The 14,543-nt window shown below is 29.8% G+C and carries 16 protein-coding genes and 1 riboswitch; of the genes, 9 read left to right on the top strand and 7 right to left on the bottom strand.

The features are described from left to right. Positions 1–322: 322 nt before the first annotated feature. Positions 323–886 (top strand): hypothetical protein, encoded by a 564-nt coding sequence (locus BM319_RS01660; protein WP_091021118.1) that lies wholly within the window; start codon positions 323–325, stop codon positions 884–886. A gap of 38 nt (positions 887–924) precedes the next feature. On the opposite strand, the gene BM319_RS01665 is transcribed toward BM319_RS01660, so the two are convergent. Both BM319_RS01665 and BM319_RS01670 read right to left on the bottom strand, forming a co-directional pair. Continuing rightward, positions 925–1,116, bottom strand: coding sequence for a hypothetical protein (locus BM319_RS01665; protein ID WP_091021119.1), 192 nt, complete (start codon positions 1,114–1,116; stop codon positions 925–927). 181 nt (positions 1,117–1,297) lie between these two features. Continuing rightward, complete coding sequence (locus BM319_RS01670; protein ID WP_091021120.1) at positions 1,298–1,762, bottom strand: MerR family transcriptional regulator; 465 nt, start codon at positions 1,760–1,762, stop codon at positions 1,298–1,300. A 499-nt stretch (positions 1,763–2,261) separates the two neighbouring features. On the opposite strand from BM319_RS01670, the gene BM319_RS01675 reads away from it, so the two are divergent. Beyond that, positions 2,262–3,611, top strand: a complete 1,350-nt coding sequence (locus BM319_RS01675; RefSeq protein WP_069032012.1) for a hemolysin family protein — start codon at positions 2,262–2,264, stop codon at positions 3,609–3,611. Between the two features lie 63 nt (positions 3,612–3,674). Here the strand turns inward: BM319_RS01675 and BM319_RS01680 are convergent, their stop codons facing one another. Next, positions 3,675–4,064, bottom strand: a complete 390-nt coding sequence (locus BM319_RS01680) for a YueI family protein (protein ID WP_069032013.1) — start codon at positions 4,062–4,064, stop codon at positions 3,675–3,677. A 310-nt stretch (positions 4,065–4,374) separates the two neighbouring features. Here BM319_RS01680 and BM319_RS01685 point away from each other — a divergent pair, with 310 nt between their 5' ends. Then, positions 4,375–5,478, top strand: a complete 1,104-nt coding sequence (locus BM319_RS01685; RefSeq protein WP_069032014.1) for a sensor histidine kinase — start codon at positions 4,375–4,377, stop codon at positions 5,476–5,478. A gap of 57 nt (positions 5,479–5,535) precedes the next feature. On the opposite strand, the gene BM319_RS01690 is transcribed toward BM319_RS01685, so the two are convergent. Further along, the gene (locus BM319_RS01690) at positions 5,536–6,285 is read right to left on the bottom strand and encodes a DUF4397 domain-containing protein (RefSeq protein ID WP_286143692.1); all 750 of its coding nucleotides are present in this window, start codon (positions 6,283–6,285) and stop codon (positions 5,536–5,538) included. Positions 6,286–6,550: 265 nt separating this feature from the next. Beyond that, positions 6,551–6,653, top strand: a riboswitch (purine riboswitch). Between the two features lie 32 nt (positions 6,654–6,685). Here BM319_RS01690 and ade point away from each other — a divergent pair. Together ade and BM319_RS01700 are read left to right on the top strand one after the other, a co-directional pair. Continuing rightward, positions 6,686–8,407 (top strand): adenine deaminase, encoded by a 1,722-nt coding sequence (gene ade, locus BM319_RS01695; RefSeq protein ID WP_091021122.1) that lies wholly within the window; start codon positions 6,686–6,688, stop codon positions 8,405–8,407. 117 nt (positions 8,408–8,524) lie between these two features. Further along, a complete protein-coding gene (locus BM319_RS01700) occupies positions 8,525–9,214 on the top strand; it encodes a Crp/Fnr family transcriptional regulator (protein ID WP_091021123.1) in 690 nt (229 codons plus the stop codon). A 528-nt stretch (positions 9,215–9,742) separates the two neighbouring features. On the opposite strand, the gene ric is transcribed toward BM319_RS01700, so the two are convergent. Then, complete coding sequence (gene ric, locus BM319_RS01705; RefSeq protein WP_091021124.1) at positions 9,743–10,450, bottom strand: iron-sulfur cluster repair di-iron protein; 708 nt, start codon at positions 10,448–10,450, stop codon at positions 9,743–9,745. Between the two features lie 373 nt (positions 10,451–10,823). Between ric and BM319_RS01710 the strand changes: the two genes are divergently transcribed. Further along, positions 10,824–11,045, top strand: a complete 222-nt coding sequence (locus BM319_RS01710; protein ID WP_069032019.1) for a hypothetical protein — start codon at positions 10,824–10,826, stop codon at positions 11,043–11,045. A 186-nt stretch (positions 11,046–11,231) separates the two neighbouring features. On the opposite strand, the gene BM319_RS01715 is transcribed toward BM319_RS01710, so the two are convergent. Next, the gene (locus BM319_RS01715; protein WP_069032020.1) at positions 11,232–11,456 is read right to left on the bottom strand and encodes a hypothetical protein; all 225 of its coding nucleotides are present in this window, start codon (positions 11,454–11,456) and stop codon (positions 11,232–11,234) included. 205 nt (positions 11,457–11,661) lie between these two features. Beyond that, on the bottom strand, positions 11,662–11,892 hold the full coding sequence (locus tag BM319_RS01720; protein ID WP_069032021.1) for a hypothetical protein: 231 nt from the start codon (positions 11,890–11,892) through the stop codon (positions 11,662–11,664). 159 nt (positions 11,893–12,051) lie between these two features. Here BM319_RS01720 and BM319_RS25195 point away from each other — a divergent pair, with 159 nt between their 5' ends. The 3 genes from BM319_RS25195 to BM319_RS01730 all read left to right on the top strand — a co-directional run bounded on the left by BM319_RS25195 (position 12,052) and on the right by BM319_RS01730 (position 14,351). Then, positions 12,052–12,204 carry a putative holin-like toxin gene (locus BM319_RS25195; protein WP_353615535.1) on the top strand — a complete coding sequence of 51 codons (153 nt, stop codon included), beginning with the start codon at positions 12,052–12,054 and terminating at the stop codon, positions 12,202–12,204. A gap of 124 nt (positions 12,205–12,328) precedes the next feature. Next, complete coding sequence (locus BM319_RS01725) at positions 12,329–13,678, top strand: NAD(P)/FAD-dependent oxidoreductase (protein WP_091021125.1); 1,350 nt, start codon at positions 12,329–12,331, stop codon at positions 13,676–13,678. Between the two features lie 22 nt (positions 13,679–13,700). After that, positions 13,701–14,351 carry a histidine phosphatase family protein gene (locus tag BM319_RS01730; protein ID WP_091021126.1) on the top strand — a complete coding sequence of 217 codons (651 nt, stop codon included), beginning with the start codon at positions 13,701–13,703 and terminating at the stop codon, positions 14,349–14,351. The last annotated feature ends 192 nt before the right edge of the window (positions 14,352–14,543 follow it).

The raw sequence follows: 14,543 nt of genomic DNA on the forward strand, positions 1-14,543 counted from the left end.
TTTGTCATTTTGATACATTGTTTATATTATAAATTACGAAAAAATATTTCGGTTGAAAACTTGCAATATCGTATTAATCTATACTAGAAAACTAATTATGAGATTATTTTGATTTCACAAATTATACATAATTAGTTATGTAAGCGTTGCCAAAAGCTAAATTTTACCATACAATAGAGCCATATATAAACAGACCAATAAAATATTTTTTTAACAAAATAACTAAATAGTATTAAAGAGACAATACTAAAATTTGGTATAAACTTTGTTTTATAGACGTAAGATAAGAATATTTATATAGGAATTTTAGGGGTGAGTGAGAGTGTTTCGTGTTATTCATACAAAAGAAGAGAATAATTTATTTAACGAGCTTTGGGGAGATTTTTGTGAAGAAAACGAAATACCTTTCTTAGTAAGAAGTAATGAAGTTACTCGTTATGGAATTTGTAATTCGGATAAAAAGTTAATTGGTACCCTCGAGTTTAGTAAATATAATATTGAAAATGAGGACAAAAATAAATATTATTATAATTTTTCCGAAAACAAATATATTAAATATATTCAAAATGAAGAAATCTATGAGATTGGTAAATTATTAATTACAAGGGAAAATAGAGGTAAAGGATTTTTTAAACAAATTTTACTAGCGTGCTATGATCATGCCAATCAGACTAATGCTGATTGGTATATTGGTACAATAAATAAAAGACTATATATGTTTGCTAGAAGTGCAGGATTTAAAATTTTACCGATTGATGAGTATTTTGAAATAAGTGATGATATCATTGCTGTACCATTTTTATTGGATATAAAGCATGCTATTAAGTTATTAAAATATTCAAATGAATTTAAAGAAATATTAATGTATTATGATAAAAAATTGTAAAAAACTCAGGGATTAACCTGAGTTTTTTTATTTGCATTTTATTCTTGTTCAAGAATACCTACAGCCTGATTCGTTTGATTATAAGCTGTTTGACAAGCTTGAAGCGCTTGTTCGATTCTTTCGTGGTTTTTGGGTTTTTCAACCGTTTCTAATGCAGATTGAAGACATTCAATTGCGTGTTTAAGTTCAGTAGTTGCATCCTGAGTATATTGTCGAGCATTTTTTTGCATGGTAATTCCTCCTTTCATACAAAATTATTTTTGACCAACATTCATTTTAGTATGTAAAAAAACGTAGAAGAATTTTCTTCTACGTTTTTAAATGCACGCCAAACGATTGCATCCTTATTTATTTCGCTTAGCTTCGTTCTTTAGTTCAATTCATTAAACCATAAACATGTCTTTAGATTTTTTAAACTCCGAATATCGATAAAATTGCAAATCGTTTTTTCGGTTTAAATGTAATAATCTTTTTCTGATCCTCTAAATCTACTTTTAATAAGGTCACCTGCTCATTTAATTGTTCTACTTGATTTTCAAGTTTAACAACTACTTTCTTTAAATCTTCAATTTCACATCGATGTTCCAAAATTTGTACCGAAACAACTTCATTTGCTTTTGTTTCAATTTTTTCTTCAAGTTTTAGTAATTTTTGAGTTAATTCTTTTATAATGTCAATATAATCCGTGTCATTTTGTTTTGGTTCGATCGTTTGCATCGAAGCTTCATAAATTTCTTTAATTTGTTCGATTTGTTCCTCTGTAAATAAATATCCGTTATGAGTTTTCTCTACTTTTAAATTACCTTTTTTTAAAAAATATAATACTTTTTTATTTGTTAATTGCAGTTGTTCTGCCACTTGAGAAGTTGTATACATACGCTATTCCTCCTCCAAATAATTTATATATTAAAAATTCTTTATAAAACTGCACATTCCTTTGAGGTTGACAAAACTAGTGTTGACTCGGCAAAAGTTCTTAAAATACTCCGAATAAATAAGTTCTTAACATTCAAAATAGCTGAAAATGTAAACTTAATTACTTTTGTATTGATTTTTATCGAAACTCGGTTTATTAAGGTGTTTTTAGTAAAATATTCTACTAATTTTAGAATATAAAGTAGATAAATAGCATATAATGCAAGACACTGATCGGAGAAGGAAAATTGAGAAAAGGTAAAGAATGGTATTAAGAGAGGAGTCATATTGAGTGTGAAAACTAGAAAATGCAAATCCTTTTCAAAAATCATTTTCGATCCAAGTTTAAGAATGCCTAAATAAAAAAATTTTGATAACAAATTATTTAACTGAATATACTAAGATAAGCCTCTTTAAAAAATATTAATTATGAAGATGGCCTTCACTTCCAATTGGAGGGATGACACAATTGTTTGGAATTGGTACTAAGTTATTGTTAGTTGTTGTATTAATTGCATTTACTGCCTTTTTTGTTGCATCAGAATTTGCAATCGTAAAAATTAGAAGTTCTAGAATTGATCAATTAATTGGTGAGGGAAATAAGAAAGCAAGAGCTGTAAAACGCGTAATAACACATCTCGATGAATATCTTTCAGCTTGTCAACTTGGTATAACTGTTACGAGTTTAGGATTAGGTTGGTTAGGTGAACCAGCTGTAGATGAATTATTGCATCCATTACTTGACGATTTGCATTTACCTACTGCTGTAAGTGGCACGATCTCTTTTTTATTAGCGTTTGGAATTATTACATTTATTCATGTTGTCGTTGGTGAATTAGCTCCTAAAACAATCGCTATTCAAAAGGCTGAACAGATTACATTAACGTTTTCTCCAGCTTTAATTCTTTTTTACAAAATTACCTATCCGTTCATTTGGTTGTTTAATAATTCAGCAAGGATGGTCTTGAAAATATTTGGACTTCCTCCTGCTTCAGAACATGAAGTTGCTCATTCAGAAGAGGAATTAAGAATTCTACTTTCTGAAAGCTATAAAAGTGGCGAAATAAATCAATCTGAATTTAAGTATGTAAACAATATATTTGATTTCAATATGCGAGTAGCAAAAGAAATAATGGTTCCTCGAACGGAAATGGTTGCAATTGACTTACGTGAAGCTTTTCATGAGAATATTCACTTTATGAGTACAGAAAAATATACACGTTTTCCTGTTGTAGATGGAGATAAGGACCATGTCGTTGGTTTAATAAATTTTAAAGATGTTTTTACTGATTTTGTTCTTCATAAAGGGGAGGCAGAGGTAAAAACACTTGAACAATATATTAGACCAATCATTCAAGTTATTGAATCAATATCAGTTCATGATTTATTAGTTAAAATGCAAAGAGAACATATACATATGTCGATCTTAGTTGATGAATACGGAGGTACATCTGGCTTAGTAACAGTTGAAGATATTTTAGAAGAAATTGTTGGGGAAATACGAGATGAGTTTGATGTTGATGAGAAAGAGGATATAAGTAAAGTAAGCGAAAATAAATTCATCATTGCAGGTAAAGTTTTAATTAGTGAGATTAATGATGTTTTTAGCTTAGATATTGATGATACAGATGTTGATACAATTGGTGGATGGATTTTAACTGAAAATTTTGATGTGCAAGAAGGGGATTCGATTAAATTTCATAACTGTTCATTTAAAGTTCTTAAGTTAGATGGACATTATATAAAATCAATTGAATTAACACGGGAACCAATTAAAAAACCTGAGCTTGAAGAAGAAAGCGCAACTTAAATTGTAATTACAATTGAGCTGCGCTTTTATCCTCATCATAAAAAATTTCACATACCGAATTAATTAAAAATTAGTAGATTTGTAAAGCTCATCTTTAATAAATATTTCATTTTTATCAATTGCGTCATTATGTGTAACGACAAGCCCGATTGGAGTAGGGACGGGTAAATTATTGACAAGTGAAAAGGGAATATTTTTATTCTTTGCCAGTAAAAGATATTTAGAAATTGTATTATAAGGCAGTGTACCATTTAATAATAAAGTAACATTTTTCATATTGATTGATTTTTCAACGATTGGATAAATCGAATTTGCCATGACTTGACTTGTAGTTAACGCAATTTCAATTCTTTCGCGAATTGTTCCTAAAAAAATATTTCGTTCTTCAATTTTTATTTGCTTTTCGCCATAGATACCTTTAATTAAATAATCTTCCACTTTATTTCCAGCCATCGAAATACCTACCTTCAGTTTATTAAGTTAATTGTATCTAACTTTATTCTATTCTACACACCATATTATTGACATTTTTGCATACTTTTAGTTTTATTATTACTAGAACTAGTGATCTTCGTAAAAGTCAGGTTCTTAATGAAATGTAAGAAATATTCATGAATTTAATTTACAATTTAACAGAATAATGTAAAAAATATTACTTTGTCGTAATAAATTCGACAAATTTTTATTTTTTTACTTAACGAATATTTAAAAATTTGTTACTATTTAATTAATAGATTTTTTATTGGAGGTGTTCCTTATTGATATGTCAATAGAGAGTAGGTATAGCACTTTCATAAAGGAAAGTATGCCTACATTAACAAAGAATTGGGTCGCTCAAGCGGTAATAAGCGATAATGATCCATTTAAAACCGAGATTATCATTAATGGAACTAAATTGATTGACTTTACATTATTATTTATTGAGGGCAAAATAAATGAGGATCAAGTCAAAGATTTGGCACATAAAATAGCCCTTGAACGAGCTAAAGCAAGTGCTAACATCGGAGATTTTGTGTATAATTCAAATATAGCTAGAAGTGAACTTTTTAAACATTTGTCTGAATTTGAAGAAAGTATTAGCCTACTTCAGCCGCTCATAAATAAAATTAACTACGTTTTTGACCAGTTTATTTATTTTACAGTAAAAGAGTATTCTTATCTCATTACACAAGATATAGAAGAAAAAAAGCAGTTCATTGACGAGACTCATAAAGAGAGACTTACAATCCTAGGACAAATGTCAGCTAGTTTCGTTCATGAATTTAGAAATCCACTAACTTCAATTATTGGATTTGTAAAATTACTTAAAGGGGATCATCCTCAATTAAAGTATTTAGATATCATAGATCATGAATTGCATCAATTAAATTTTAGAATTGATCAATTTCTTCATGTTTCGAAAAAGGATCATGACCAAAGGGTGGAATCCTTTTTAATTAATGATTTATTTAAAGAAATCACAGAATTCTTATATCCAAGTATTGTAAATTCGAACGTCATTTTACAAGAAGGAATATCACAAAAAATATACATACCGGGTTTTAGAAATGAACTTCGTCAAGTTTTACTTAACATATTAATGAATTCAATCGATGCCTTGGCGGAAAACGATGGTCAAAAAACGATTCATTACCAAGTTTCAGATCTAGAGGATATGATTGAAATTCAAATAAGAAATAATGGCCCTAAAATCAGTGAAGAAAGCATACGGACAATTTTTGAACCATTTGTTACGACAAAAAATCATGGTACTGGAATTGGTTTATTTGTATGTAAACAAATCATTGAAAAACATGATGGCAAAATTGAATGTTTTTCTGATGATGAATGGACAGCATTTTACATAAAATTGCCAAAAGGGGCATAAAAAAACTCGGATAATCAGTCCGAGTTTTTTATTTGTATTGGGAATTTAGTGATCAGGCTAAAATAATATAATAACTTCAAACTTTGGGTCCTCTTCAACACACCCTACTGAAATTAAATCATATACTATATTTTCTTTAAACTTTGATTTATAGAGCGGAAATATGATCACTTTCGTACCTGTTAAACGTATTTCCAAATTAACTGTCATAGGCGATATAGGTAGATATTCTGAGGCTTTTCGGTATGGGACATTTGGGAAAACAACATCACCTTCACCAGCTTTTACTGCAAAATCTAGATTAGGTGAATTAGGGGATAAATTAATAAAGCGAATTTTAGCTTCTCCTTGTGGCAAGGAATGATTATCCATATATGAAAACAGCGAGATCTGGTCTAAGTTATGACCAATAGCAATCGTATAATTTTGCTCAGCAAGTAAAGTTAGTTGTTCAGAATGAATTGGTTTTGATAGATCATTCGTTTTAAAAATCTCAACAAAGTGTACCCCTGAAGGTAAAGTTAAATAGTGAGTTGATTCTTTAAAAGTTAAATTCGAAATAAATTTCGTACGATTAACATATATGTCTAAGCTTATTTTTTTAGGCAAAACATTAACGAGTCTTATAAAAGCTAAATTTTGTTTTACTATATTATCCTGTTTATAAATTATTGGTGAATTATTTTTTATTAGCTTTTGGAACGAATCAAATCGATTATAATTAACGGGGAACAAATTGTCCTCTTTTTTTGAATAGGATGAAAAATGATTAAAAATATTCGGGTTTATTCGTTTTTTTTCTACCACTTTCTTCAAACTACATACCTCCTATGATTACCATCCTACGATCCCATTTAAAATAGTATTCATTAACGAGAAAATTATGAATTATTTTATATTTAAAACTCTTAAAATAGTTATTGCTTTTTAGGCTGAAAATTTTATAGAATACTATCAATATAGTTTTTTACAATTAAATATTAGCTAATTAAGTTTATTCATTTTAAATTAAAAGATTCAGTTAGAAGACAAAGTCCTAAAACTTGTTTTTTTAGTCTGGGTCACTATAAATTGAAGAGATTCTTAATACGCTCGTATAATTTTGGAAATAACCGGTCCAAAAGTATCTACCAAGCTGCCGATATAGTTTGACTACGAGAGATATGACATAGCATATTCTCTCCTAAATATTTAGGAGGAAACAAACATGAACTTACATGAAATGAAAACGTCAACAAAAGCTGAAAAGGCTGATTTTTTAATTATAAATGGGAAAATAGTAAATGTTTTTACGAAAGAAATAATAGAAGATTCGATTGCAATTACAAATGGAATAATAGTTGGAATAGGTGATTATGAAGCTAATGTAGTAATTGATGCTGAAGGGAAATATATATCACCTGGCTTTATTGATTCCCACGTCCATATTGAATCATCAATGGTTTTACCAAGTGAATATGCAAGAACTGTTCTACCACATGGAGTAACAACTGTTATTTGCGATCCACATGAAATTGCAAATGTTTCTGGGGTAGATGGAATTAAAATGATGTTAGACGCATCAGAAAATATCCCGTTAGACGTTAGAATTATGCTACCGTCCTGTGTACCTGCTACCTCATTAGAGCGTGGAGGAGCCGTACTTTATGCAGAACATTTAGAACCCTTTATGACACATCCGAGAGTACTTGGATTAGCTGAAGTAATGGATTATCCTGCGGTAATGTCGATGGAAAAACAAATGATTGATAAATTAAAGTTAGCACATGCTTATCAAAAACCGATCGATGGTCATTTAGCTGGACTAACTAAAAATGAAATAAACACCTATTCTTATGCAGGTATTTCAACTGATCATGAATGTACAAATGTACAAGAAGTAATGGAAAGACTGCGAGCAGGGTTATTTGTAGCATTTAGAGAAGGTTCGGCTGCAAGAAATCTAAAGGATTTATTACCTGCAGTAAATGATCGAAATGCACAGCGAATTATGTATTGTACAGATGATAAACATTTAGACGATATTATAAAAGAAGGTTCGATTGATTTTTGTATTCGAACAGCAATCAAATATGGAATTGACCCAGTGACTGCTTATTCAATGGCAACATTAAATCCGGCAACATGCTATGGTTTAAAACAAAAAGGTGCAATTGCTCCTGGATATGAAGCAAGCTTTGTATTTTTAAACGATTTAGAATTAGTAGAAGTGACGGACGTTTGGTGTAAAAATGAGTTTATCGTTAAAAACAAACAAAATTGTAAACAAATAAAGAATGAAGAGTCAAATTTGATTGATTCAAAAGTAAGCATAGGTGATCTAAAGATTGAAGATCTTGAATTAAAAACAAACTTTAACACGCATGCAAATATAATTGAAATTAATCCGAATAGTATCGTAACAAATCATTTAATTGAAAAATTATCAAATGAATATACTCATTTTGTTCCAAATGTCGCAGAAAACTTATGTAAAGTTGCAGTAATAGATCGCTATCATTCTGAAAAAGAGATTGGTCTTGGGATAGTAAAAGGTTTAAATTTAATTGAAGGAGCAATCGCTACAACGATTGCTCATGATTCGCACCAATTAATCGTTGCCGGTATGAATGATAATGATATGTATCTTGCAATTAAAACAATTGAAGAAATGAACGGTGGAATAGTAGTGGTAGCATCTGGAAAAGTTATTGCCAAATTATCATTACCGATTGGTGGTTTAATGAGTAATCAATCTGCCGAAGAAGTCGAAGCAGGTTTATATCAAATTGAAAAATCATTACTTCAAATTAGACCAAACAATACATTTAACGCTTTTTTAACATTATCATTTCTAGCACTGCCAGTTATTCCGAGTATAAAACTAACGACTAAAGGTTTATTTAATGTAAATGAATTTAAATTTATTCCAGTTTTTCCTGGAGAATAAATATCAGAAAATGAAGACTCCTAGCTAAGGAGTCTTTTTCTATTTAATGATATAAGGGAGAAAGGTAAATACTTGTATTTAAGAGTAGAAGGAATTTTTCATAGAGGAGTATTTTGAATGTCAGATGTGATTTTTAATCATTTTAAAAGAGTACCACTTTTTAAAAATCTCTCGGATGAAGAGCTTCAATCGATAGTGGATATTTCACATATGAGATTATATAAAGCAAAATCATTTGTCTTTTTGCAAGGTGACAAACTTGATCGCGTGTTTTTTATACACTCCGGAAAGATAAAAATACATATAACTGATCTATCGGGTAGAGAACAAATTGTTTCGGTACCACGAACTGGTGAAATGTTTCCACATGTTGGTTTATTTCGAAAAGGAACCTTCCCAGCACATGCTGAAGTGCTTAAAACAGCAGAGTTAATTATCACACCAGTCGCTGACTTTGAGCAAATTCTGATTAAATATCCTGAACTATGTATAAAGTTATTAAAGTTTCTTGGAGAAAAAATTATCGATCTACAAGCTAGATTAGTTGAACAAACACTTCATAATACATATGATCAAGTAATCATGTTATTATTACGACTTTGTAAAACAAATGGGGTATCTTTAGATAAAAATCAATATAAAATAACAACACATTTTACAAATCGCGAACTTGCTAATATGATTGGTTCATCAAGAGAGACAGTAAATCGTACGATAAATCAATTAAGAAAAAAAGAATTAATTACGATTGATTCAGAAGGCTTTTTAGTCGTAAAAATAGAAGAATTGCAAGCGGAAGTTTACTAAAGAAGGAGCATGAGATTGTCATGCTCCTTCACGCTGTTGAAAAACAACCTTGTCAATTAAATTACCAAATTTTCGTAAAAGGAGTAGAGTGATGTTGATTTCCATTACAGGATGCTCGCTTTCCATGGGGCGAGACAAGCCTGCGGGGTCTCAGCCTTCCCGCTTATCCCATAGGAGTCGAGCATCCCTCCATTCCAATCAACTTATCCATCAAAAAAAGTCTGCAATAAATCCTAATCAAATAGCCTTTACTTAGATTAACCTACTTGTATATTAAACAACTTGTAGGTCAATTAATATCGAACTTTCATTAAACAATTGATTTTGTTTTTCTAAAAATTAGCTCATATATTTTTAACTTCTGAAAAAAATCATTAGTAGTGTTATTGGAATCATAACATTGCTCAAACAGATTAGCATTTAAAACCATTAAGAGATCTTCCAAAAAATGATAATTTCATTTTAAATAAATGTTCATTTAATGTCCGTTTTCCTTATTGACCATTTTATATATACTAGGCCTAATAGTTAATTCCTAATAATTGCTCGTTTAAACAATATATTATTTTCTAAATGGATATGTTGGAATGTATCAGCCTCTAGAGCTTCAAGTCTTTGATAAACAAGGCGATAAGTACCACAAGCCTCTTTTGGTGGGGTATAGTCATTTGTAATTTCACGTAATTCTTTTAAAATATCCCCTGCAGAACTGTGCTCATTTTCTAGTTCGCTAACGATATTTTTTAATTTCAGGTAATTTTCATTAGTTGGGTTTTGTTCATATTCTAAAATCAATTTAAAATCTGTTGTTTCTTCCTTCCATGTATGTTCCTCTAATTCTGTTTTTAAATCAAAGAACAACTTGTGTAATCTTACTAAATGAGGTTGAGTTTCTCCGTGAACTCGCATTACTTTAGTTACATATGGACTTAATAGAGGTAATTCCTCATTTAAAAAACGATGATGATTGTTCTCTATATGTTCGATTAAATCACTACTAGAAGCTTCTTTAAAATCAACTACTACTTCGTTTGATAATTTTTTTTCTTGATACAGTTTATTTAGTTTTGATAGTATTTCATCTTTTGAAAGGTTTTTTTCTTCAATCGCTTCAATTAGAGGTCTATTTCCACCACAGCAAAAGTCAATTCGATATGTTTTAAATAGGTCACTTGCCTTTGGGAATTCAGTAACAATCTCACTAATTTTAGAGAACTCATTAAATGGTTGATTCATTTTAATACCTCCATAATATTTTTGATACTTTGTTTTTCTAAAAAAAGAATACCAAAAATATCGATCTCAATTTGTGATGTAAATCACAAATTAAGATCTTTTATTAATCAGATTAATAATTAATTAACCATAAAAAAATACTTCTAAACAAATGTTTCGGTAAGTAAATGACAATAAAATGACTCAAGAAAAATACTTGAGTCATTTTTACCTTTTTTCAATTTGTAATGAAGATTGTTCTCGTACTTTTAGTTAATTAATCAAAATCTACAAAATTTTAGATTGAAGAATTATTGAAGATATACTTGAATTAAGGGCAGTATATAAAAGTATATAGTAGACTTTAAATTCTAAATGGTAAGGTGAGAGTGAAATGGAAGATAAAATTGATTTTTCAGAAAAAATACATATAGGTGAATTAATTGCTGTTTCGAATGTTTACGGATTAACTCCATATACGCTTCTTTTAGAGCTGGAAAAAGGTAATATTGAAGTTTTCCTTTCGATCGATGAATTTAACGCAAAATATAGTGATACAACAGAATTGGACTGGTGTCAATTAAATAATGGTAAAGTTTTCTCTAAAAAAGATTGAAGAGTAAAACTAAATAAAGAAAAAAGATATTTTCTATTTTTACTTTAACTATTTTTACTTCCATGGATTCATGTTCATCAATCCAACAATCGATTTTAAGTGGTTATAAGAGGTAAAAGAGAAGTAATTTGCGTAACATAATTGGTTTGATTGCCTCATAGACTTATCAATTTTTCGTAATTGTCTTTAACTTCTTTTATTCAATACGATTTCACCGAACATGGCCAATTGATGATTATTTAAATTATCTCGATCTATATTTGGTAAAACAACTGAAATAAGAAAATTAACCTCGCTGCTTAAACGAGTGATCTCTTCTAACAAATGAATTTGTATTCCCTTCATTTCGTTGATTACCTCTAGATACAAATCTTCCTTATTACAATTCAATTCATTATTTTTACTGCTCATATCTAACACCTCCAAAGAAAATTATTCGTTGCAAATGCTTCAATTTCCTTTATGTATATTGCTTTTTTAATTCCAATAAAGTTAATTTTTACATTCTATTAGATTAATAGAATTTTTTTAAGCTTATTGCAATGCAATAAAAAAACTCAGCCAATAATCTAAAATTATGGCATGAGTAGGATAACTTATCTCATTTTGCACTAATTCATTCCCCAATATTTTCTTCAAACCACTCTTGAAGCTCTCTTAATGATGTAAAGGAGTAAATTTCTTCTCCGTTTTGACCATTATCTATACCGGTGTTTCCCCTAAGAGTAATTTGGCCTTCTTCTCCAGAAATTAAAATCGCATAAGGATGGTTTATATTTATATACCTTGCATCTAAATCATTATCAATCCAATTCTTACTATTCAAAAATGCTTCGAAATGCTCCATTTACATTCCTCCTATAGTGATATTGTTCCAATTTTTTACAAAAAATAGACCTTAAAAGGATAGTGGAAGAAATTGGATTAATAGCTCAATGAGTAATCTTGCTAGATGCTCCTTTTTTTTAATAGAGATTTCAAAATTTAAAAAATAAACAATAATTGAATGTATAGGACAAACTTGGTTCCGGGAAGGCTTAAAAGTAAGGAGGCGGTTTATATTATTACTTTCGAAGTTTTATCACTAATGATTAGCTTTGGTATGTTTGTGATCGCCATTTTAGAGTTTAAAGATAAGGATAAGAATAAAAATTCTTGAACACGCTAAATAAGGCGTGTTTTTTTTAGATAAATTTTGTCCAACAATATTTGGGGATTTCACTTAAGTATTATAACTATTGTACAATTAGAATAAGTGAAAAAAATCTAGAAGGTGAAAAAAGATGTATGATATTACAATTATCGGTTCAGGTGTAAGTAGCATTTTTTTAGCATATACATTATTACAATCAAATCAAAAAGTATTAATACTTGAAAAAGGAAAGACTTTAGAGGAAAGGACCTGTGCTATAGACAAAGGTGGAATATGCGATTGTGACGTTTGTGGTAAATTTTATGGTTTTGCAGGGCTTGGTAAATCTGAAGGGAAATTTAACTATTCATGTGATTTTGGGGGTGAATTAGCTCAAAAGGTAGGCAGAAAAAATCTTGAACAATTAATGAGAGAGGTTGACGATCTACTATGCCTTTTTGGGGGCAGTTCTGTAGAAAAATATTCGACTGTAAATGAAAATTTGGCTAAAAAAGCCGAGGATTGCAAGTTACATATGTTAACTACTGAAGTTAGACATCTCGGTACGCGTCTATCTACAGAAATATTCGAACGATTATATAACGAATTATCTAGTAGGATTAATATTTGCTTTGAAGTTGATATTCTAGATATTAAAAAGGAGAATAATTTATTCTATTTAGATACTAACTTAGGAAAATTCGAATCTAAAAATGTAGTATTTGCAACTGGCAGATCCGGAACAGCATGGTTAAATGAACAGTGTGCTTCACTTGGAGTTAAACAAGGTAGAACTCGTTTAGATTTAGGAATTAGAGTCGAAATGAAAGAACAACAGCTTCGCTCAATTTTACAAGACACATTCGAAACGAAACTTGCTTTTGAATATGATGAATTGATTTCAACTACATATTGTATGAACCCAAAAGGTAGAATCGTCCGAAAGTTTCAAGAAGGATTAGTTATGCCTGACGGACAAAATTTTAAGGAAAAAGAATCAGGAACAACGAATTTAAATTTTACTTTATTCACACCTAAATATTTTCCAACACTGAAAGAAGCAAATTTTTACGCAAATAAAATTATAGGTAAAATAAATAATGGTATAGATCGTATCGTCGTACAACGATTAGGTGATTTACTTAAAGGTGAGTCTACAACTAATGTGAAAATGGAAAAAAACAGTATAAAGCCAACATTAGATGCCGATTGTGGTGACCTTAAAAATGAAGTTCCTAATTTATATTTGACAATTTTACAAGGTTTTTTGAAACAATTGGAAGAATTTATTGGAGAGACAATTGATGAGGATACACTACTTTACGGAATGGATGGGAAGTTTTATTCACCGATTATAGAAACCAATTCAAACTTTCAAACGAGTTTAGAAGGATTATTTGTAATTGGAGATTGCTCTGGAGTAACCCACTCATTATCCCAAGCAGCGGCTAGTGGGATCTATTTAGGTAAGGTTTTGGCAAATGCAAATAAGGAATTTTAAAATTCACATTGCGGGTGATTAGATGAAGAATAGAATTCATTTATATTTAATTAGACATGGTGAAACTTATTTAAATCGTTATAAAAGAATGCAAGGATGGGCCGACAGTCCGTTAACAGAAGAAGGAAAACTAGTAGCGATTGAATGTGGCAATAGATTGTCAGATATCCAATTTGACCGTGTATTTACTAGCGATTCTGGTAGAACTGTTGAAACGGCTGAACTAATTTTACAGCAAAACAGTTACGAAATTCCTGTAATTAGAAAAACAAAAGCCTTCCGAGAGTCCTTTTTTGGTAGTTTTGAAGGAGAATTTTCAGCAGTTGCCCTAGGTAAAGTTGCAAATGATCACGGTTATACTTCCTTTAGAGAATTATTAAGAAATCGGTCCCTAGAAGATATTACAAATTTTATAAAAGAATCTGATCCATACCATCATGCCGAGAGTTACTCCGAACTATGGGATCGAATTGAAAAGGGGCTAAATGAATTAATTATCGAAAATAATAAAAACGATGAGAATGTATTAATTGTCACTCATGGAAATACGATTCGTAATATAGTAAAAAAGTTTTCAGAGGAATTTAATATTGAATTAGAAATAAAAAACGCTAGTATCACAATCTTGGAGTACTCATCTGATACTTATAGGGTGATTTCTTTTAATCAATAATATCAAGAAATAAAACAATTTTAGAGCTTGTAAAAAGATAAAAGCAAAAGATAAACGAGATAACAAAAAGAGAAGGATTACAACCTTCTCTTTTTTCATGCAGTTGAAAAACACCCTGTCAATAAATTATCAAATTTTCGTAAAAGGAGTAGAGTGAGGTTGATTTCCACTACAGGATACTCGCTTTCCATG

It is taken from the genome of Bacillus sp. UNCCL81, assembly GCF_900112535.1.
Taxonomy (GTDB): domain Bacteria; phylum Bacillota; class Bacilli; order Bacillales; family Bacillaceae_G; genus Gottfriedia; species Gottfriedia luciferensis_B.